The organism is bacterium (genome assembly GCA_037143175.1).
GTDB lineage: Bacteria > Verrucomicrobiota > Kiritimatiellia > CAIKKV01 > CAITUY01 > JAABPW01.
The window spans coordinates 196,451-214,978 of the sequence record JBAWZF010000001.1; the positions used below are offsets into that span (position 1 = coordinate 196,451).

Below are 18,528 nucleotides of genomic sequence, written 5' to 3' on the forward strand. Positions count from 1 at the left end.
GGGAGTTTGTCATGACGATTAATGAATTGGCGAGACCCTGGGTGGCGGGGCTTGGGATGTATGAGCCGGGCCGACCTATCGAGGAAGTGGCTCGTGAAATGGGATTTCAGGATGCCAGCGAAATCATCAAACTGGCCTCGAATGAAAATGCTTTGGGGCCGTCGCCCAAAGCCGTGGCGGCTATGAAAAAAGCCGCGCGTCAAATGCATCTCTATCCTGATGGCGGTGCCTTCTATCTTCGGCAGGCACTGGGGAAAAAACTAAATGTGTCCCCCGACCAGATCATTACCGGCTCCGGCAGTAACGAACTGATCGAATTCCTCGGGCATGTGTTTTTGGATTCCTCAACGTCCATTGTAATGGCCGATCGCGCGTTTGTGGTCTACAAACTGGTGGCCGATATGTTCCGGGCCCGCACCATCAAGGTGCCCATGCAGAATTTTACCCACGATCTGGATGCCATGCTGGCCGCGATTACACCGGATACGCGGGTGGTTTTTGTGTCTAATCCCAACAACCCGACGGGCACAATGGTGGATCAGGCTGCTCTGGACCGTTTTATGGAGCGTGTTCCTGATCATGTGCTGGTGGCGTTTGATGAAGCGTATATCGAATTGCTGCCCCCGGCGCTCCAGCCTGATTGTATTAAATACGTTCGGGCCGGACGCAAAGTGATTGTGCTCCGAACATTCTCGAAGACCTATGGGCTGGCGGGCTTACGTATTGGCTATGGGGTGGCATCGGAGGATTGCATCAAGCTCCTGCAGCGTGTGCGCCAACCCTTCAATACCACGGCCATGGCCCAGGTGGCGGCCATTGCGGCCCTGGACGACGATGAGTTTGTAGAACGGACCCGGGCGATGACACAGGAAGGGGTTACCTATTTACAGGCGATGTTCAGCAAAATGAAGCTTGAATATGTGCCCACCTTCGCCAATTTCATTATGGTCAAGGTTGGTCCCGGCCGAAAGATCTTTGATGCCATGCAACGGGCGGGCGTGATTGTGCGCCCCATGGATCCCTATGGGCTTCCCGAGTATATCCGGATTACCATTGGAACCCGTGCCGAAAACAAGCGGTGCATTTCTGTGCTTAAGAAAGTCCTCAAGGAAGCATGACACTCCCGCTCCCTTCAGGGGAGCGGGCTGGGGTGAGGGTGTTGTTGGATATGAAAAAAGTAGCCATAATTGGACTGGGTTTGATGGGGGGCTCGTTAGGGCTGGCCTTGAAGCGTAGGGGACTGGCAACAGTCAGCGCATCGGCCCGGCGCGAGGAGACCCGCCGACGGGCGTTGTTCATGGGTGCTGCAGATGAGGTTTTTGAAACTCCCCAGGCGGCAATACGCGGGGCTGATGTGGTGGTATTCTGCACGCCGGTGTGCAGCATTCCTGAACTTTCCAAAACCTGTCTAGCGGCGTTTGAGCCCGGTTGTGTGGTAACCGACGTGGGGAGTACAAAATCGGATCTTGCGCGAGAGATGCCTCGTCTTTTCAAAGGCACGAACCTGGTTTTTGTAGGAAGTCACCCCATGGCGGGCTCTGAGAAAACTGGTTTGGAAGTAGCGAATGCCGAACTCTATGAAAGTGCCGTGACAGCCCTTACGCCGGAAGCGGGAACGCCGGAATCTGCCGTTGGTATCATTGAGGCGCTCTGGCAGGGAGTGGGGTCCAAGGTCGTGCGTCTGGCACCCGATGCACATGATGAACTGGTTGCGCGAAGCAGTCATTTGCCGCATCTCATTGCCGCCTTGCTGGTGGCGACTGCCGGTCGTAATCACCCAGTTGACCTCTCGAAATTTTGCGGCCCGGGTTTTCAGTCCACCACTCGCGTCGCGGCGGGATCCCCGGAAATGTGGCACGACATCGTGAAAACCAACCGGACGGCTATTCTCACCGAATTACATGCCTATCAAGATCAACTTGGCCAGTTGATCTCTGCCATCGATAAGCAAGACTACTGCGAAGTTAAGTCCTTTCTGGAACGCGCCCGAACCCTCCGTCGGGAATTGTTGGGATAACATATGTCCGATAATTGCCATGGGGCAGGGGGCCGGTGAGACGATTTTGAAGGCGCTGGGAGTGGAGGTGAAGGAGTCCATGGAGTCCCGAGTGAAAAGCCGTACGATTCCGCCTCCCGCCACCCAGGCAACACCATCTCCCCGTCCAGCCATAGAACCGGCTAAGCCAGTGCCGCCTGTTCTTAAACCTCTTCCCCCTCCAGCCATCATAATCCCGGTCTACAAGCCGCCCACCACAATTTAGCCGGTGGTAAAGTCAAATCCTCTGGGCGTGGGCTTCGGCTGCCCTACGGTCGGCGTACCGGGGTCAACACAGTGGATCGCCTGAATATCATTGCGCACGATAAGTTCCAGGAGATTGTGGATGAGGCCAAGAAACCGGATTCGCAAATCCGTATGCAGCAGGTGATCCCGGAGCCGGAACAGTTGGGCGAGAAAACCGTGACGGTTTATTCGCAGTCTAAATTGGCCAACAAACTGGGGCTGGAGCCTGTTCAGACGACTACCAGCACGGTGATGCCAAAGGCCAGTGAACCGCCTGGGTTCAAAACAGCGGAAGACCAGAAAGTGGCACAAATTGCGTATCAGGTGCCCTTAAATGGCGAATGCGTTCGCCGAGGACGTCGAACGCCACCTTGAGGGTCAAGTCCTGCCTTCTGGATACCTGAGCAGTTACTAAAAGATATCGAATGGATCCCGTGCGTATCGTCTCGGGCGGCCATGACGCGGGGGAGGGCGGTTGGCTTCACGTTCAAGTTGTTTCAACAGGTTTTCAACCGATTTTAAATTCCATTCCCCGTTTGTGATTTCATCTTCAAGTTCGTGCCGGATTTTTTGGCCAAACTTGGGGTCCTGGGCGCGGGTATGGAAATCCCAGGCCGGGTCACGCTTGACCTGCTTGATCTCTTGTTTGGTTGTGCGCAGGGATTGCTTCAGTTGACGCGTCAGGTTTTGGATCAGGCTGACCGCACTCTGTGCACCTAAGCCTGATTCGCCACCATCACAGCGTGCCAGGATGTTATAGAGGGCATTGGTATCCTTTTGGCGATAGGCGGCCTGTGCCTCATGCCAGAGGACCTTCCGAGCTTCCGACATCTGGCCGTGGTGATCCGGATGGAGGCGCCGGACAATGGTGCGATACAACTCCTTGGCGGTTTTGCCTTCCGCACTTGAGGTTTCAGGGGAGCGATAGGGCAGCCGGATGCCCGTCATTTCTTCAAAAAAATCGGTAAAGCCAGCCTTGGCGTCATCCGGCATGTCGGCTAACTCACTTTCAAAATCAGTAAAGCCGTCATCATCTTCATCCCCAAAGAAATCATCAAGTGAGGGATCTTTGCTTTTCTTCCTTTTGCGCTCCATCGCTTCTTCCCATTGGCGGTCTTCTTCCTCAGCCTCTGCGGGATGAGCCCGGCGCCAGAGAAGTTTTTTATAGGCGGCTGCTTCGGAGAGATGGTAGCGCGAGGCGAGAGCTTGAATTTCAAAAACAGTATTTCTGTTCTCGTCAAGCGCCTGCGCCAACTCACGTTGTCGGGTGAGCAAGTGGCCAAAGTTTTTGTGGATCCAGGAGCGGAAGCCAGGGATGTCCTCCTCGTGGTAACGTTTCAACTGGTTTTTATGCCGCTCGAGTTCCCGTTCGGCCTTTTGATAGTCCTTGAGCGCTTTGTTCCGGATCGAGCTTGTGTTCAAACGGATCAGAGCCGTGCTCATCCTCATTTGGGCGCGGGTAACGTAGGGCTGGGGTGAAGGACGGTAACGGCTATTAGATCTCTTCATGGCTGGAAATTTCGGTTTTGACCCAAGTATACAATTCTTGTGCCGTCTTGAGGAAGGATTCCTGTGAATAGGATTGCTGTGCGAGGGTACTGGCCGTCGAGCCGATCTGTTCGCGCAGGGGTTTGTCGTTTACTAGTTTCGCCATACCTTCGGCAAAGGCTTCGACCGTGGCAGGGGTGAGGATGGCCACTTCCGGCGTGAGCACTTGGGTGTGGGTTGGCAGGTTGGTGGCGAGGATGGCTTTCCCGGAGGCAAGATAGGAGTAAATCTTCATCGGGGTGTTGTTGCCCTTGATACGTGGCGATACCAGGATATCCGACGCTTCGAAAAGAGCGGCCATCCGGCTGACAGGCTGGTGGCCAAGGAATTGCGTTTGGGTGTTAATTCCCAATACGATGGCCTTTTCCTGAAATCGTGTGATGTCGGCTTCTTTACCCCCTGCGATGATGAGGTCGGCAGTCCCACCGTTTTTGATGAAGCGGGCGAAGCTTTCCAACATTAGATCGGCTCCCTGGTAGGTCTCAAGGTTGCCCAGATACATGAGGCGAGGGCGGTTATGCTCTGGAATCAATTTCCGAACGACTTCGCGGTCTTCGGCGGAGGCAGGTTGCAATAGCGAGATGTCTCGCAGAAGAAAAATTTTACGTCCCCCGTCGGCACGGGCTATATCTGCAAGAGCATCGCAGACGGGCACGACCCCGAGAGCCCCTTTGATGGCGGCCCCTTCAGTTTTGGCCATCATGGGTAGCAGAAATTTCAAAAAGCTGAACTTTTCGGCAATTTGTCGGGCAAGAGAAGAATCCATATCATACAGGTACGGAATGCCATAACGGCATTTAATGAGCATGGCCATGTAGACGGATTCCTCCACGGCGTGGACAAGATCATAGCGAGTGTTCTTTGCCATTTTAAGGGCTGTCGGGAGCATTACCAGGTCGCACAAAATCTTCTTCAGTGAGGGTCCGGGCGGAACATTTTTTGCAAAGATGGGGCGGCGGATTCGATGAAGGGTTACGCCGTGATAGGTTACATCCGACCCTTCGTGATAGGTCAGGACGTCAACCTTGTGGCCCTGATTGGAAAGGGCCTGAAGCAGCAAGTTGACGGCAATGGGGGTGCCGCGCTCTTGGTAGAAAGGGTGGGGGGCCAGAAAAAGGATATTCATACGATAAATTGTCTCATTTAAGAAAGCGGCTTAGTTGTGTAAGGGCTTATGTAACCAAATATCATTGTGCGGTACAATCCCAAGAATATTATGTAGGCTTCTTTTCAATCGAGTGAGAAAGAGGGGTTACCATGATGCGAAAAGTTTTTACCGGGCCAGGAGAGCGCAATGAGTTAGGCCGGGCCTTGATGCTGGGAATGAATTTTGCAGTCGGGATGGCGGTTTTTTCTTTTCTTGGCTATTACATTGATCAGCAACGAGGCGAAGGGGCCATTCTTTTTACCGTGGGTGGGATTTTGCTGGGATTGGCCTATGGGGCTTACGAGGTTTGGATTGTGATCCGGATGCTGAATGAACAGGCCCGCAAGGCGACAACGCCTAGATCCAAAGATCCTGGGGAAGGTGATTTTTCGTGAAGTTGCAGGCCATGAAGTCAGGCGTGAACTCGCACCACTGGATGGCGGGGATGCTTCTCTCTGGTTTTGTTGCTTTTAGTTTGGTGGGGGTTATCGTGCTTACTCCTTGCTGGTGGGCGGCCTGTGGCGGATGGAGCCTCGTGGCACTTAACAGCATGGCGGCTCGCGTGATTCGTGACCAGTCGGTCGGGGTTTCGCGGGCAGCCTTTATGGGGTGGGGTGTGATTGCCAATGCAATCAGAATGTTGACCCTGATCGTGATCTTTGCTTACATGACCGTCTTTTTCCCAGGTGAGCGCGGAAGTTTTTTGATTTCAGGTCTTTCTGCTTTTTTTGTGATGATGCCGGTTGAAGTGATGCAACTGTTTAAATCTCAGACAAAGGTGGCAGAAAAGTTAGAGTGTGGACGTGATGCAAACTAATACAATTGATGCGGTGAATTTGGTGCAGGCGAAAAGTGAGGCGGTCCAAGCCTACATGATGCATCATGTCATGAACTCCTCCACTTGGGCCTGGTTGCCCCACCTGCATACGACCCTTCCTGCTGGACTTACGGTACATTCCGTCATGATGGTTTCCGTGGCGTTGCTGCTGATCGTGGTGTTGGGGCTTCTGGGTCGCAGAAAGCAGGCGGTGCCAACCGGTTTGCTGAATGCGGTTGAGTTTTTCGCCAAGTATATCCGTGATGAAATGGTTATTCCGTTTTTGGGCGAAAAAGATGGCCAGAAAATGACCCCGATGTTCTGTTCGCTTTTCTTTTTCATATTGATCATGAATCTGGTGGGTCTGGTCCCTTGTTTGTATACGGCCACGTCGAACCTCGGGGTCACCGCTGCGTTGGCCCTGGTCACGCTGGGTTTCATGATTTTTGGGGCCATTTACCGGAACGGATTTGTCGCTTTTTGTAAGGGCTTTGTTCCACCCGGAATTCCCGGTCCAATGCTGATTATGATTGTACCAATCGAATTTGTGAGTATGTTTATTCGCGCCATGGCATTGGCCATTCGTTTGTTTGCCAACATGTTGGCCGGGCATTTGGTCATTTATTCCCTGCTGGGAATGATTGTGATGTTTGGCGCCTATGCCGCGCCGGCGTTGCTGGGGGCTTTGGGAATTTATCTTCTTGAAGTGTTTGTGTCTTTTTTGCAGGCATATATTTTTACATTACTTTCCGCGATTTTTATAGGGGAACGGTATCATCCGGCTCATTAATGACATGGGGCGGGAAGAGGTGACGTGGTTTGTTGGGTTTATGTGGACTGAGTTTTTAGAAAGGAAAACGGTATGTTAACTGGGTCAGTAGCAGGAATTGGTGCGGGGTTGGTTGCCATTGGTGCAGGTCTGGGAATCGGGTTGGTGGGAGCCGCAGCGGTCGGTGCCATTGCACGGCAGCCGGAAATGACGGCCAAAATTCAAGTGACGATGTTGATCGTTGCGGCTTTGGTTGAAGGTACGGCTTTGTTTTGTGCCGTTATCTGTTTGCTTGGAAAGTAAACCGGCATGGAAGACGCCGTTCAAACTCAGGCTGTGACGGAAACACCGGCAGCTGATAGCCATGGAGCCTCCCCGAACGTCATGGACGTGTCGGGGTCCATGATGGTACTGACGTGGATCACCTTCGCTTTGTTGACGGTGGTGCTCTATAAGGTTGCCTGGAAGCCGATTCTAAAAGTGCTGGATATGCGGGAGAAATCCATCCGCGATGCGCTGGCGCAAGCCGAGGCTGCGCGCCTTGGGGCGGAAGAGACCGTGGCGAAGAATCGCGAAATGATCCAGGCCGCCGAGCGGGAGTCCCAGCGGTTGGTCGCAGAGGCGCGCGTGGCGGCTCAGGAGTCGGCCCGAATCGTTCTGGATCAGGCGGAGCAGAAGACGAAAGCGCTTGTTGAAGAGGCGGGGCGTGATATTGCGGCGGCCACCGAGCAGGCGCGCATTGTCCTGCGGCGGGAAACAACCGAACTTGCCATTTCACTGGCGGGTAAAATTCTCGCGACGAATATGGATACCGAGCGGAATCGGACATTGGCACACGATATGACCAAGGGAATTCAGCACCTATGAAGCTGCGTTCCAGAGCGGCGCACCGATATGCGCAGGCGTTGCACGATCTCGCAACAGGAGATGCGGCGCTTGAGGCTGTTGGGGCCGATCTCGTCAAGATCCAATCGGATTTAGCCGGCTCTGGTGATCTTCGCGGTTTTATCGGGAACTATCGGTACGCTTCAGCGCGGCGGATGCAAACCCTGGAGGCTCTCTTTGCGGCCCGGGTCCACCCGCTTGTCTGGCGTTTTATCCGTTTCCTGGAGTCCAAGCGGCGTCTGGGTCTTTTGGGTGAGATTTGTGCTGATTTCAAGGATCAGGAAGAGCGGTGCCAGGGAATTTTGAGAGGGCGTTTAACTTCGGCATTCGCGTTATCCTCCGATGATGTCAGGGCTATTGCATTGCAGGCGGGAAGCCGCATTAGAAAACAGTTGATTTTGGAGACGGAAGAGAACCCCGAGCTGCTGGGCGGATGCCGATTGCAGGTGGGTGATACGGTGTATGATTTCAGCTTGGCGGCGCAATTGCGTATGATCAGGCAAACGATGATGGCCGGATAACGGCAAGGTGGGCGTATGGCTGTTGATTTAAGACCTGAAGAAATTGCGTCTATTCTGAGAAAACAAATCTCGGAGTTTGATCAGAAAATAGACGTATCCGAAACTGGAACCGTGTTAAGCGTGGGTGATGGGATCGCCCATGTCGATGGCTTGACCGGTGTGATGGCTGGGGAGTTGATCGAGTTCCGCGAGGGGCTGACAGGTCTGGTTCTCAATCTCGAAGAGGATAACGTCGGGGTAGCCATTTTTGGTGAGGATCGTGAAATCAAAGAAGGGGATACCGTTCGTCGTACGGGTAAAATTGCTTCAGTGCCTGTAGGGGAGGCGGTTGCCGGACGCGTCGTGGACGCATTAGGACGTCCCATTGATGGCGGGCCCGCCATCAAGAGTACTGAGATGCGGAAAATCGAGATTAAGGCCCCGGGCATTATTGATCGTGCTGACGTGCGTGAGCCGCTTCAGACCGGAATCAAAGTGATTGATGCCTTGACCCCCATCGGGCGGGGACAGCGTGAGTTGATCATTGGTGATCGTAAAACAGGGAAGACCTCGCTTGCCATCGATACGATCATCAACCAGCGCGGCGAGAACGTGATGTGTTTCTATGTCGCCATCGGGCAGAAGCGCTCAACCGTGGTGCAGGTGTGTGAGAAGCTGAAAAAATACGGCGCGATGGAATATACGACGGTCATCGCCGCAACGGCTTCCGATCCTGCCCCCATGCAGTATCTCGCGGGTTATACCGGTTGCGCCATGGCTGAGTATTTCCGGGACAGTGGCCGGCATGCACTGATTATTTTTGATGACTTGACCAAGCAGGCACAGGCCTATCGCCAGTTGTCCCTGCTGTTGCGTCGACCACCGGGCCGTGAGGCGTTTCCCGGGGATATTTTCTATCTACACAGCCGGTTGCTGGAGCGCGCTGCCAAGTTGAGCCCTGAGAAGGGGGGCGGAAGCCTGACGGCGTTGCCGATCGTGGAAACCCAGGCGAGCGACGTTTCGGCCTATATCCCGACGAATGTCATTTCGATTACAGATGGGCAGATTTTCCTTGAGACGGATGCGTTTAATGCCGGGCAGCGGCCCGCGATCAATCCCGGAATTTCAGTTTCGCGTGTGGGTGGTGACGCCCAGTTGAAGGCCATGAAGCAGACCGCGGGTTCCCTGCGTTTGGAGTTGGCGCAGTACCGTGAACTGGCAGGCTTTTCGCAATTCGCCTCGGACTTGGATCCGGCAACGCGCAAGCAGCTTGATCGTGGTCGACGGCTCATGGAACTTATGAAGCAAAACGTTCACGCGACGATTCCCGTGGCCAAGCAGGTGGCGGTCATCTATGCCGGCACTCAAGGGTACTTGGATTCCATCCCGGTGACTAAAATCAGAACGTTTGAGGATGAATTGTATGAGGCTCTGGATCGCGGTCCCTGTGAATATTTGACTTTGTTTGCGCAGGCCAAAGCGATGACGACCGAGGTTAAGGCGGCCTTGGATGCTGTACTGAAACGTTTGTCTGTGAAGACGGCTTGATCGGGGACGTTATCGCATGCCGACGCTTAAAGAATTTAATGTCAAGTTGACCCGTCTCCGAAGTACCCGGAAAATGACCAAGACCATGAAGCTGGTCTCGGTAAACAAGCTCCGGCGGGCACAGGATGCCGAGAAGCGTGTCAGCCTGATTTCAAGCCGGATGTTTGGAATTTTGGGGCGGATGGGGCCTTCTGTGGTGGCCGGTGAGCATCCGCTGGTTATTTCTCGCAAATCTGTAAAAAAAATTCTGGTATTGCTGATTACATCAGACCGGGGGTTGTGCGGTGGGTTCAACAACAATCTGGTCAAGATGATCAATCCCTGGATGAGGCAGCAGGAGGAAAAGGGACGGTCGGTATTGATTAGTTTTTGTGGTCGTCGCGGCTATGCTTCCATGAAAAACCATGTCGCAGTTGAGCGGTACTATGAAGACGTGATGGTGAAGCCGGACTTTACGCATGCCCATCGTATTGCGCGCGAACTTCAGGCGGCTTTTGTGCGGGGCCGTGTGGATGAGGTATATCTGGCCTACAATTCCCTTCAGGGCGCCATGTCAACACAGCCGGTTGTGGAAAAAATCATGCCTATGGATGCGGCGGCGTTAACGCAGGGTGTCGGGGATGTCAAATCCGGAGGCTGGATGCTGGAGCCAAGTTCCGAAGAGGTGCTGAAGGCCCTGCTTCCTCGTGTGATCAGCTTGAGCGTCTATATTGCGATGCTCAGCAGTTCGGTGGGGGAGCATAGCGCCCGCATGAAGGCGATGGAACAGGCGAGCTCGAATGCTGATAACTTGATCCGCCAGATTACGCTGCAGCGGAATCGGGCACGTCAGGCAGCGATTACAACGGAATTAACAGAGATTGTGGCGGGCGCTGAGGCGCTGAAATAAAGAGGGATTTATGAGCATGGAAAAAACGGTGGTGAACGGTAAAGTGGCTCAGGTGCTTGGCCCGGTGGTCGATGTTGAATTTCCGGAGAACCAGCTGCCTTTTATTTTGACAGCGCTGAAGGTTACCAATCCTTATATCGATGATCAGGAATGGAATCTGACGCTTGAGGTATCACAGCATCTTGGCAACAATCTGGTTCGTGCCATTGCCATGGATGCAACGGATGGGTTGGTGCGTGGCGCCGAAGTTAAAAATACCGGAGAGCGAATCACGGTTCCTGTCGGACCGGGGACGTTGGGCCGAGTCATGAATTTGTTGGGGGATCCCATTGATGCGGCGGGACCGATTCCCTGTGAGGTTCGCATGCCGATTCACCGTGCCGCTCCTCTTTTCCAGGATCAGGATACCAAGGACAGCATTCTGGTTACCGGGATCAAGGTGATTGATCTTCTTGCCCCATACAAAAAAGGTGGCAAGATTGGGTTGTTTGGCGGGGCCGGTGTCGGAAAGACCGTGCTGATTCAGGAATTGATTCGTAATATCGCCACGGAGCATGGTGGTTATTCTGTGTTTGCCGGGGTTGGTGAGCGCACACGTGAGGGAACTCAGCTTTACCGGGAAATGCGCGAATCTGGAGTGATTAAGAAAACATCCATGGTGTTCGGGCAGATGAATGAGCCGCCAGGTGCTCGCGCTCGAGTCGCCCTGTCCGCGTTGACTGTGGCTGAATATTTCCGTGATGAGTTGCGGCAGGATGTATTGCTGTTTATCGATAATATTTTTCGTTTCACCCAGGCCGGATCTGAGGTTTCGGCCTTGTTAGGACGTATTCCTTCGGCAGTAGGCTACCAGCCGACTTTGGGTACTGATATGGGTGAATTGCAGGAGCGTATCACCTCGACCAAGAATGGCTCCATTACCTCCATTCAGGCGGTTTATGTTCCCGCTGACGACTATACCGATCCCGCCCCGGCGACGACCTTTGCGCATTTGGATGCCACGACGGAACTGTCCCGCGCGATCTCCGAGCTTGGCATTTATCCGGCTGTGGATCCCCTGGCGTCCTCCTCCTCAGTTCTTTCACCGGAAATTGTCGGGGAAGAACATTATCAGGTTGCACGTGGGGTGCAGGAGATTCTTCAGCGCTATAAGGAATTGCAGGACATCATTGCGATTCTGGGTATGGATGAGCTTTCTGAAGAAGATCGGCTTACGGTTGAGCGTGCCCGTAAAGTTCAGAAATTTCTTTCACAGCCCTTCTTTGTCGCCGAACAATTCACCGGCATGGCGGGTGCCTATGTGCAGATTGCCGATACCGTCAGGTCTTTCAAGGAAATTCTGGATGGTAAGCATGATAAGGTTCCTGAGCAGGCCTTCTACATGGTCGGAAGAATTGAGGATGTGCTTGTGAAAGCTAAAAAACTCGCGGGAGGCAAGGCGTGACGTTCAAAGTCCTGATTTCTACACCCGATAAAATTTTCTACAACGGCTTGGCCGATAGTCTTGTCTGTCCTGAGCCAGAGGGTTATTTCGGTGTTTTGGCGCGTCATGCCCAAATGGTGGCGGCGGTAGGAACGGGGATTGTTAAAGTGAGCTTGGCAAATGAAACCAAGCTGATCGTGGTGGATGGCGGAGTGGCGGAAGTGACTCCTGAAATTACGGTCATACTGGCTGATTTTGCTGTATTGGCTGATGATCCCGCTGATGCTGAGGAAAAGCTGGCGGAGGCTGTAGCGCGTCAGGTGGCACCTGTTTTCTTGCATTGATTTTACAGAAGGGAAATTCAAGATGAGTGTGATCAGTAATAAGATTGAGACCTTAGCTTTGCATGCTGGACAGGAACCGGATTCCTCTACGTTGTCACGAGCGGTACCCGTTTACCGGACCAGTTCATATGTGTTCAAAAATGCGGAACATGCGGCTAATCTTTTCGGCCTGAAAGAATTGGGTAATATTTATACTCGATTGATGAATCCGACTCAGGATGTGCTTGAGAAGCGGGTTGCCGCTCTGGAGGGCGGGGTGGCCGCTTTAGCGGTTGCATCAGGCACAAGCGCAATCTTCTATGCGATCATCAACATCTGCCAGGCGGGTGATGAGTTTGTTTCTGCACAGAATCTGTACGGGGGAACCTACACGCAGTTCAACGATATCCTGCCGCATTTCGGCATTAAGTGTGCCTTTGTTGATTCGCGCAATCCCGCGAATTTCGCCAAGGCGATTACCCCGAAAACCAAGTTGGTTTATGTTGAGACCATCGGAAATCCCGGTCTTGATGTGGTGGATATTTCTGCTGTCGCCAAGATTGCGCATGAAAACGGATTACCGTTAGTGGTGGATAGTACTTTCAGCACCCCTTTTCACCAGCGTCCTCTTCAGCAGGGGGCTGATATTGTTGTGCATTCGTTGACCAAGTGGATCGGGGGCCATGGGACCGGAATTGGTGGTATCGTGGTGGATTCTGGAAAGTTTAACTGGAAGAGTGATAAATTTCCGTCATTTACTCAGCCGGAAGCGAGTTATCACAATCTTCGGTTTGCTTATGATCTCGGGCCGTTGGAGCCTTTGGCGTTCATCCTCAGGATGCGGCTGGTGCCGTTGCGTAATCTGGGTGCCTGTATTGCTCCGGATAATGCCTGGTTGTTTTTACAGGGACTTGAGACCCTTCCGTTAAGGATGGAGCGGCATAGCCAGAATGCCATGGCTGCGGCCAAATATCTCCAGAAGCATCCTGCCGTTTCGTGGGTGAGATATCCCGGGTTGGAGGGCGATCCTTCATATCTGGTAGCCAAAAAAATGCTGCAGAATGGATTTGGCGGTATGGTGGTTTTCGGTATTAAAGGTGGCGCAAAAGCCGGCGGAAAGTTTATCGACAGCCTGAAATTGTTCTCTTTGTTGGCCAATGTCGGAGATGCCAAGAGTTTAGCCATTCACCCAGCCAGCACGACTCATTCCCAGCTTACCGAAACTCAGCAGATAGAATGCGGCATTGCTCCTGAACTTGTTCGGCTTTCTGTCGGGATCGAGCACATTGATGACATTGTGGCCGATTTGGATCAGGCGCTTAAAGCTGCCTCGCTGTAACACCGAAAGGATCAGGACGAACCATGGCAAAACAAAAAATTACTGCTGCGATCAAGGCCGGGCGAGTTTTGGTGTCTGATGGGGCATGGGGGACGTTTCTTCAGAAAAAAGGGATGCAGCCAGGTGAGTGTCCTGAATTGTGGTGTGTTACGCACCGTGACGCTGTGATGGATATTGCCAAAGGCTACATTGCGGCCGGTTCGGACATGATTGAAACGGATAGCTTTGGTGGAACCCGGTGTAAGCTGGAGCATTTCGGTCTGGCAGACCGTACTCGGGAACTGAATAAGGCGGCGGCATCGATTTCGCGAGAGGCCGCCGGATCTGATAAATGGGTTATCGCCTCGGTTGGGCCTACCGGTATGATGACGGCTATGGGGGATGTGACTGAAGACGATTTCTATACTTTTTTTAAAGAGCAGGTTATGGCGCTTGAAGCCGGTGGCGCTGATGCAATTTGCATCGAGACTATGAGTGCCTTGGATGAGTCGGTTGCAGCTATCAGGGCGGCAAGAGAGAATACCGGCTGTGAGGTGATATGCACGCTTACCTATGAGCGAACCCATCAAGGAACCTATCGGACGATGATGGGTGTTTCTCCCTCCGAGGCCGCACGTGCGACGGTTGCGGCCGGGGCCCACATTATTGGTACCAATTGTGGTAATGGGATGGAGCGTATGATTGATATTGTTAAGGAGCTTAAGCTGGCGGCTCCAGCAACCCCCATTATGGTTCAGGCAAATGCAGGGTTGCCGAAGAATGTGAACGGAATTGATGTGTTTCCGGAATCACCGGCCGACATGGCTGGACGTGTTGCTGAATTGGTTGCGGCTGGTGCTGCCATTATTGGCGGCTGTTGCGGGACCACTCCCGCGCATATTGCTGCTGTGAAGCAGGCTGTAAGCCGATTGAAGGCCTAAGCGCGATCACCCGTGGATACCCTTTTACAGCGTCCAAGACTTGGGGTTCTGGGAGGAACCTTTAATCCTGTGCATTTGGGGCATTTAATTATGGCTCAGGATGCCATTGAGCGGTTTGAGCTTACGAAAGTGATGTTTGTCCCTTGTGCTCAACCTCCCCATAAATCTTCATATGAACTACCTGTGGCACACCATCGTCTTGCCATGTTGGAAGCGGCGATTGAAGGGGATTTGCAGTTTGAAGTGTCTGACATGGAGATTCAGCGGGGCGGGACATCCTATACCATTGATTCCATGCGGATATTGGCGGAGCATCATCCCGATATGGAATTATGCTTCATAATAGGGGCTGATTCCCTTATGGAACTGCATCTTTGGAAGGATATTGAACTTTTGCTAAAACTTTGCCGGATTGTGACGATCGCCCGTCCTGGCATTGATCTCGCCGCATTGGCAAAGTCGGATTTGAAACTTCCCGCGCCTTGGCCAGAAAGGTTGCTGGCGGATGTAAGGGGTGGGCACCTGATAGATATCTCTTCAACGGATATCCGGTACCGGGTGGCTGAGGGAATGTCTATTCGTTATCTTGTGTCTCCTGCCGTAGATATGTATATTACCGAGCATTCCCTATACAGGAGATGAGTAGGAATGATGGAATCACTAGAGTTAATGCGTTGTGCGAAAGAAGCTTTGCTGTCAAAAAAGGCGGCCAATATCACAGTCTTTGATGTTCGTAATACATCACCGGTTACTGATTATTACATGATTGCGTCCGGTTCGACCGCTGCCCAATTAAAGGCCATGGCCAGCGCTGTGAGCACGTCCCTTAAATCTACTGGATTTACGATCCGCGTAAGCGGGGCGCCTGAGGATGGCTGGGTTGTGGTGGACTTATTTGATGTGGTTATCCACATCTTCCAAACTGAGGTCCGGGAATATTATTCCATAGAAGAGTTGTGGGCTGATAGTCCTCGGGTAGAGTAGGGGTGTCCATTTTATCCCCCGGCCATTCTATGGCCATGTCCTGAAGTCGTAACAATTCATTGGCCAGGACGGTCAACTCGGCATCATCGCCCTCCATGGTGAACTGAACGGGCTCTGTTCCTGTGATATAGGCAATCAATGGGATGATTTCGATGGCATGTGAATTTTGAACGATGGGGGCCGGTAGGTTCAAGGACGGACCTATAGAAAATCGCAAGGTGGTCAAACACAAGGTGAGACTTGCGGCGGTAGCCAGGGCCAGGGCCAGGGGCCAAGGGATCGAGAATGGCCGTGCCTTGGGGTTATGATGGCGTTTGGCCGCCTTCCGGATGATGGTGAATGTCTTCTGTGAAGGTTCGGGAAGATGGCGAGCTTCAGAAGTAAAGGTTTTACGAAGACTCGCTAGATTGCTGCTGTTCCCACAACATATCTCACAGTTATTTAGGTGTGTAATAAGTTCTTGCTCTTGATCCTCGGAAATTTCTCCAGAATCCTGAAGCAATATCAGCTTTTCTATATCGGCGCAGTTCATAGCGTCCTCTCTGAATTTTCATGCAGGGGTTTTAATGCTTTTCTCATTTTTGTTAAGGCATACTGCATTCTGGCTAAGGCGGTATTTATCGAGATCCCTTGTATCTCGGCAATTTCTTTAAAAGACATATCGGCTTCCATTCTCATTACAAATACCTCCCTTTGTTCTACGGGCAGGCTTGCCAGTGCCTGTGTGATCTCTATTTGAAGGTCAGCATTGGCCGCCTGCCCATCGGGACTAAACCCTGTGGCGGGTAAGGTGTCTCCCAGTGTCTGTAAGCCATCGGCATATTCTGACGTTTGATCGAGGCTTAAATTTTTGCGTTTAGTTCTGCTCCAATCGATTACCAGATTGTACGCAATTTTAAAAATCCACCCTTTAAACCTGTATTGCTCAAAACTCTCAGATTTCTGAATGACGCGAAGCCATGTTTCCTGAAAGAGCTCATCCACCTCATTTCCCGATGCCACAAGCCTCCACAAAAAGCTGTACAACGGTTTCTTATATCGAACAATCAACTCATTCAGGGCTTTGATATCCCCCTTTGTGTACAGCCCGAGTAAAATCTCATCGCTGATTTCAAAGGTAGAACTCCGCTCTTTGACAGGTTCTATATGCATAACGGATGACATGGGGTATTTATTGCATAGAAATTAACAAATTTACAAGTTGACTTGAGCCATTGGATGTTTATTATGACGGCGTTTTTTGCGTTCAGCAAGCAACAAGAAGAATTAAAGGAAAACGTATGCCGAATATCAAGAGTGCAGGCAAGCGCGCCAAACAGGCGCTGGTCCGGCGGGTGCGGAATCGCAGCACCAAGAGTGAAATTGCGACTATGCGACGCGTCTTTGTGGATGCGGTGGAATCGAAGGATAAGAGCAAGGCCATGAAGGAATTCAGCGCATTTTGCTCGCTCCTTGATAAGTCCGCCAAGCGGGGTATTATTAAGCCGAATACAGCGGATCGTCGTAAGGCGCGTGCTGCTGCTATGGTTGGCAAGGTTGGCTGATAGAGCCGATTTGGATATGAGAAAGCCGTGCCGGGTTACCCGTGCACGGCTTTTTTTCTTGCTCGCGTCAGTTACCAGTACTCGACAACACATTTCACAATTCGTTGACCGAGATCTGCGGCAGCCTTGGGCAGTGCTGCGCGTCGGGCGCTGGGAAGATCGGCAAGGGCTGTAAAGGTGGTGAATCCAATCACACCCGTCGTATTCACCATGACTTCGTTGCCGGGAAGCTTCCGTAATATCACATCTGCTGTCAGTGTCAGGCGGTATTCGTTTGCTGTGATAGCCTGGTCGCGTCGATAGCGAAGGGGCTCCAATTCCGACTTTTTAATCCTGACTTCCAGCAGGCTGTTAGCTTGGTTCTTTTGCAGGACTTTGAGAGAGCCATCTTTCTGAAACTCCTGAATGGTGGCTGCGGTAACAGTTGTTTCTAAGCCAGGCTCTCGCGAGTCATTGATGAAAACGGGAATAAAAATGGAGGTAATGCCCGGAGGAAGCGTATTCCCCAGATGATAGCCTGCGCACCCGCCTGTGATGAGTAGCAGTACGAGAGCACCTAGTAATGAGATGGGCGTAAATAGCTTATTTATTTTCATTGGTTTTTGTTTCCTTATTCAAGATGGCCAGCTGTTGTTTGGCGCTCGTTGCGAGAGTTGTGTTCGGGTATTTCCTCAAGAAATCCTCATAGGCAACTATGGCCGCCTTGGGGCGATGGGCAATGGTTTGATAGTATCGGGCCAGGTCATAGGCCCGCTTGGCCTGCTTGTCATTCAGATCCTTCAGGAAGCCACGAGCCTCTTCAACTTTCTCATGTCCAGGATAGGTGGTGATGAATTGAACAAGAGCGGCGCGTGCAGCATTGCAGGCATCTTCATCATTAGGCCGGTTGGTGTGAATCTTGACCAGACAGTGAGCCTCCCTGAAGGAGGCCTGAGCGGCTAGATTGGCATCACTATAACGGTTCTGAAAAGTTTCATAAGCGGTGACCGCATCTTCTTCTTCTTCATTTAACTCGTGAATGATCCCGATATTCAACTGGGCTGTGGCCGCCTGCCCTCCGGTGGGAGCATTTTTGATGATTTTCTCGTACATGGGTAAGGCGCGTTCAGGGGCATCAAATCCCGGGAAAAAGAGAAATGATGCCTTGGGCGTTTTCATCATGTAGTTAGCAATTTTGAATTGCCGATCCGAAATCTCCTGATAGTCAAATTGCCCCGGATAGTATTCAAACAGGTATTGATACTCATCAAAGGCTTTTGCGAAACGCTGCCGTATTTCTTGAACTTTGGCCAGGGCCAATTGGGCTTGAGGGGCTTCGGGCGAATCCGGCCAGGCATACACGAGCGCCTGATAGCTGTTGGCCGCCTTGCGATAACGGCCATCGTTATAATATTTGAAGGCTAGTTGGAGTTGTTGTGCGGCCGTTTCGCACTGAGGGCTCCGGTACCAGTGGATGCCGCGCTTGACTCGTGGCTTGTCATCGTCCTTGGACTGGGTGTATGGCGAACTGGGGGGCGGTGCCGGCATGGTATCGTAGTTCGCCTTGCAAGGGATAATAAATAACATCAGTAATAAAATATGAATGATGAAGCGCATATGTAGGGGCATACT

Annotated in this window: 24 protein-coding genes; 19 read left to right on the plus strand and 5 right to left on the minus strand. The window is 52.2% G+C overall.

From position 1 onward, the window contains the following. Positions 1–11 precede the first annotated feature (11 nt). From hisC to WCI03_00830, 4 genes are all read left to right on the plus strand, one after another. A complete protein-coding gene (gene hisC / locus WCI03_00815; protein MEI8138387.1) occupies positions 12–1,118 on the plus strand; it encodes a histidinol-phosphate transaminase in 1,107 nt (368 codons plus the stop codon). Between the two features lie 50 nt (positions 1,119–1,168). Next, positions 1,169–2,017, plus strand: coding sequence for a prephenate dehydrogenase/arogenate dehydrogenase family protein (locus tag WCI03_00820; protein ID MEI8138388.1), 849 nt, complete (start codon positions 1,169–1,171; stop codon positions 2,015–2,017). Positions 2,018–2,036: 19 nt separating this feature from the next. Continuing rightward, positions 2,037–2,261 carry a hypothetical protein gene (locus WCI03_00825; protein MEI8138389.1) on the plus strand — a complete coding sequence of 75 codons (225 nt, stop codon included), beginning with the start codon at positions 2,037–2,039 and terminating at the stop codon, positions 2,259–2,261. 71 nt (positions 2,262–2,332) lie between these two features. After that, positions 2,333–2,656: a hypothetical protein gene (locus WCI03_00830; protein MEI8138390.1), complete on the plus strand. Its 324-nt coding sequence runs from the start codon at positions 2,333–2,335 to the stop codon at positions 2,654–2,656. A gap of 36 nt (positions 2,657–2,692) precedes the next feature. Here the strand turns inward: WCI03_00830 and WCI03_00835 are convergent, their stop codons facing one another. Together WCI03_00835 and WCI03_00840 are read right to left on the minus strand one after the other, a co-directional pair. Then, the gene (locus tag WCI03_00835) at positions 2,693–3,790 is read right to left on the minus strand and encodes a hypothetical protein (protein MEI8138391.1); all 1,098 of its coding nucleotides are present in this window, start codon (positions 3,788–3,790) and stop codon (positions 2,693–2,695) included. After that, positions 3,777–4,955 (minus strand): glycosyltransferase family 4 protein, encoded by a 1,179-nt coding sequence (locus WCI03_00840; protein MEI8138392.1) that lies wholly within the window; start codon positions 4,953–4,955, stop codon positions 3,777–3,779. Before WCI03_00840 ends, WCI03_00835 begins: the two co-directional genes overlap by 14 nt. Positions 4,956–5,086: 131 nt before the next feature. On the opposite strand from WCI03_00840, the gene WCI03_00845 reads away from it, so the two are divergent. The 14 genes from WCI03_00845 (at position 5,087) to rsfS (ending at position 15,373) form a co-directional block, all read left to right on the plus strand. Continuing rightward, positions 5,087–5,371, plus strand: a complete 285-nt coding sequence (locus WCI03_00845; GenBank protein MEI8138393.1) for an AtpZ/AtpI family protein — start codon at positions 5,087–5,089, stop codon at positions 5,369–5,371. A 41-nt stretch (positions 5,372–5,412) separates the two neighbouring features. Further along, entirely contained in the window at positions 5,413–5,793 is a 381-nt protein-coding gene (locus WCI03_00850) for a hypothetical protein (GenBank protein ID MEI8138394.1), read from the plus strand. Continuing rightward, complete coding sequence (gene atpB / locus WCI03_00855; protein MEI8138395.1) at positions 5,783–6,583, plus strand: F0F1 ATP synthase subunit A; 801 nt, start codon at positions 5,783–5,785, stop codon at positions 6,581–6,583. Before WCI03_00850 ends, atpB begins: the two co-directional genes overlap by 11 nt. Before the next feature lie 72 nt (positions 6,584–6,655). Then, the gene (atpE, locus tag WCI03_00860; protein ID MEI8138396.1) at positions 6,656–6,865 is read left to right on the plus strand and encodes an ATP synthase F0 subunit C; all 210 of its coding nucleotides are present in this window, start codon (positions 6,656–6,658) and stop codon (positions 6,863–6,865) included. Between the two features lie 6 nt (positions 6,866–6,871). After that, positions 6,872–7,429 (plus strand): F0F1 ATP synthase subunit B, encoded by a 558-nt coding sequence (gene atpF, locus WCI03_00865; GenBank protein ID MEI8138397.1) that lies wholly within the window; start codon positions 6,872–6,874, stop codon positions 7,427–7,429. Beyond that, positions 7,426–7,968, plus strand: coding sequence for an ATP synthase F1 subunit delta (gene atpH / locus WCI03_00870; GenBank protein ID MEI8138398.1), 543 nt, complete (start codon positions 7,426–7,428; stop codon positions 7,966–7,968). Before atpF ends, atpH begins: the two co-directional genes overlap by 4 nt. Before the next feature lie 15 nt (positions 7,969–7,983). After that, complete coding sequence (atpA, locus tag WCI03_00875) at positions 7,984–9,495, plus strand: F0F1 ATP synthase subunit alpha (protein ID MEI8138399.1); 1,512 nt, start codon at positions 7,984–7,986, stop codon at positions 9,493–9,495. 16 nt (positions 9,496–9,511) lie between these two features. Next, positions 9,512–10,384 (plus strand): ATP synthase F1 subunit gamma, encoded by an 873-nt coding sequence (gene atpG / locus WCI03_00880; protein ID MEI8138400.1) that lies wholly within the window; start codon positions 9,512–9,514, stop codon positions 10,382–10,384. A gap of 16 nt (positions 10,385–10,400) precedes the next feature. Next, on the plus strand, positions 10,401–11,828 hold the full coding sequence (atpD, locus tag WCI03_00885) for a F0F1 ATP synthase subunit beta (protein MEI8138401.1): 1,428 nt from the start codon (positions 10,401–10,403) through the stop codon (positions 11,826–11,828). Beyond that, entirely contained in the window at positions 11,825–12,151 is a 327-nt protein-coding gene (atpC, locus tag WCI03_00890; protein MEI8138402.1) for an ATP synthase F1 subunit epsilon, read from the plus strand. Before atpD ends, atpC begins: the two co-directional genes overlap by 4 nt. A gap of 22 nt (positions 12,152–12,173) precedes the next feature. Continuing rightward, positions 12,174–13,469 carry an O-acetylhomoserine aminocarboxypropyltransferase/cysteine synthase family protein gene (locus tag WCI03_00895; GenBank protein ID MEI8138403.1) on the plus strand — a complete coding sequence of 432 codons (1,296 nt, stop codon included), beginning with the start codon at positions 12,174–12,176 and terminating at the stop codon, positions 13,467–13,469. Positions 13,470–13,492: 23 nt separating this feature from the next. Continuing rightward, positions 13,493–14,389 carry a homocysteine S-methyltransferase family protein gene (locus tag WCI03_00900; protein MEI8138404.1) on the plus strand — a complete coding sequence of 299 codons (897 nt, stop codon included), beginning with the start codon at positions 13,493–13,495 and terminating at the stop codon, positions 14,387–14,389. Positions 14,390–14,401: 12 nt separating this feature from the next. Beyond that, on the plus strand, positions 14,402–15,031 hold the full coding sequence (gene nadD, locus WCI03_00905) for a nicotinate-nucleotide adenylyltransferase (GenBank protein ID MEI8138405.1): 630 nt from the start codon (positions 14,402–14,404) through the stop codon (positions 15,029–15,031). A 6-nt stretch (positions 15,032–15,037) separates the two neighbouring features. Next, positions 15,038–15,373 carry a ribosome silencing factor gene (rsfS, locus tag WCI03_00910; GenBank protein ID MEI8138406.1) on the plus strand — a complete coding sequence of 112 codons (336 nt, stop codon included), beginning with the start codon at positions 15,038–15,040 and terminating at the stop codon, positions 15,371–15,373. A gap of 528 nt (positions 15,374–15,901) precedes the next feature. On the opposite strand, the gene WCI03_00915 is transcribed toward rsfS, so the two are convergent. Continuing rightward, entirely contained in the window at positions 15,902–16,525 is a 624-nt protein-coding gene (locus tag WCI03_00915; protein MEI8138407.1) for a sigma-70 family RNA polymerase sigma factor, read from the minus strand. A 128-nt stretch (positions 16,526–16,653) separates the two neighbouring features. Here WCI03_00915 and rpsT point away from each other — a divergent pair, with 128 nt between their 5' ends. Continuing rightward, complete coding sequence (gene rpsT, locus WCI03_00920) at positions 16,654–16,917, plus strand: 30S ribosomal protein S20 (protein MEI8138408.1); 264 nt, start codon at positions 16,654–16,656, stop codon at positions 16,915–16,917. A gap of 71 nt (positions 16,918–16,988) precedes the next feature. Here the strand turns inward: rpsT and WCI03_00925 are convergent, their stop codons facing one another. Together WCI03_00925 and WCI03_00930 are read right to left on the minus strand one after the other, a co-directional pair. Beyond that, positions 16,989–17,513 carry an LptE family protein gene (locus WCI03_00925; GenBank protein MEI8138409.1) on the minus strand — a complete coding sequence of 175 codons (525 nt, stop codon included), beginning with the start codon at positions 17,511–17,513 and terminating at the stop codon, positions 16,989–16,991. Continuing rightward, the gene (locus WCI03_00930) at positions 17,500–18,525 is read right to left on the minus strand and encodes a tetratricopeptide repeat protein (protein MEI8138410.1); all 1,026 of its coding nucleotides are present in this window, start codon (positions 18,523–18,525) and stop codon (positions 17,500–17,502) included. The genes WCI03_00925 and WCI03_00930 overlap by 14 nt, the downstream gene beginning before the upstream one ends. Positions 18,526–18,528 lie beyond the last annotated feature (3 nt).

Excerpts from the sequence above, each read along its gene's own strand:
- hisC (MEI8138387.1), top strand. The coding sequence starts at position 12 with ATGACGATTAATGAATTGGCGAGACCCTGGGTGGCGGGGCTTGGGATG.
- WCI03_00820 (MEI8138388.1), top strand. The coding sequence starts at position 1,169 with ATGAAAAAAGTAGCCATAATTGGACTGGGTTTGATGGGGGGCTCGTTA.
- WCI03_00825 (MEI8138389.1), top strand. The coding sequence starts at position 2,037 with ATGGGGCAGGGGGCCGGTGAGACGATTTTGAAGGCGCTGGGAGTGGAG.
- WCI03_00835 (MEI8138391.1), bottom strand. The coding sequence starts at position 3,790 with ATGAAGAGATCTAATAGCCGTTACCGTCCTTCACCCCAGCCCTACGTT.
- WCI03_00840 (MEI8138392.1), bottom strand. The coding sequence starts at position 4,955 with ATGAATATCCTTTTTCTGGCCCCCCACCCTTTCTACCAAGAGCGCGGC.
- WCI03_00845 (MEI8138393.1), top strand. The coding sequence starts at position 5,087 with ATGATGCGAAAAGTTTTTACCGGGCCAGGAGAGCGCAATGAGTTAGGC.
- WCI03_00850 (MEI8138394.1), top strand. The coding sequence starts at position 5,413 with ATGGCGGGGATGCTTCTCTCTGGTTTTGTTGCTTTTAGTTTGGTGGGG.
- atpB (MEI8138395.1), top strand. The coding sequence starts at position 5,783 with ATGCAAACTAATACAATTGATGCGGTGAATTTGGTGCAGGCGAAAAGT.
- atpE (MEI8138396.1), top strand. The coding sequence starts at position 6,656 with ATGTTAACTGGGTCAGTAGCAGGAATTGGTGCGGGGTTGGTTGCCATT.
- atpF (MEI8138397.1), top strand. The coding sequence starts at position 6,872 with ATGGAAGACGCCGTTCAAACTCAGGCTGTGACGGAAACACCGGCAGCT.
- atpH (MEI8138398.1), top strand. The coding sequence starts at position 7,426 with ATGAAGCTGCGTTCCAGAGCGGCGCACCGATATGCGCAGGCGTTGCAC.
- atpA (MEI8138399.1), top strand. The coding sequence starts at position 7,984 with ATGGCTGTTGATTTAAGACCTGAAGAAATTGCGTCTATTCTGAGAAAA.
- atpG (MEI8138400.1), top strand. The coding sequence starts at position 9,512 with ATGCCGACGCTTAAAGAATTTAATGTCAAGTTGACCCGTCTCCGAAGT.
- atpD (MEI8138401.1), top strand. The coding sequence starts at position 10,401 with ATGGAAAAAACGGTGGTGAACGGTAAAGTGGCTCAGGTGCTTGGCCCG.
- WCI03_00895 (MEI8138403.1), top strand. The coding sequence starts at position 12,174 with ATGAGTGTGATCAGTAATAAGATTGAGACCTTAGCTTTGCATGCTGGA.
- WCI03_00900 (MEI8138404.1), top strand. The coding sequence starts at position 13,493 with ATGGCAAAACAAAAAATTACTGCTGCGATCAAGGCCGGGCGAGTTTTG.
- rsfS (MEI8138406.1), top strand. The coding sequence starts at position 15,038 with ATGATGGAATCACTAGAGTTAATGCGTTGTGCGAAAGAAGCTTTGCTG.
- WCI03_00915 (MEI8138407.1), bottom strand. The coding sequence starts at position 16,525 with ATGCATATAGAACCTGTCAAAGAGCGGAGTTCTACCTTTGAAATCAGC.
- rpsT (MEI8138408.1), top strand. The coding sequence starts at position 16,654 with ATGCCGAATATCAAGAGTGCAGGCAAGCGCGCCAAACAGGCGCTGGTC.
- WCI03_00925 (MEI8138409.1), bottom strand. The coding sequence starts at position 17,513 with ATGAAAATAAATAAGCTATTTACGCCCATCTCATTACTAGGTGCTCTC.
- WCI03_00930 (MEI8138410.1), bottom strand. The coding sequence starts at position 18,525 with ATGCCCCTACATATGCGCTTCATCATTCATATTTTATTACTGATGTTA.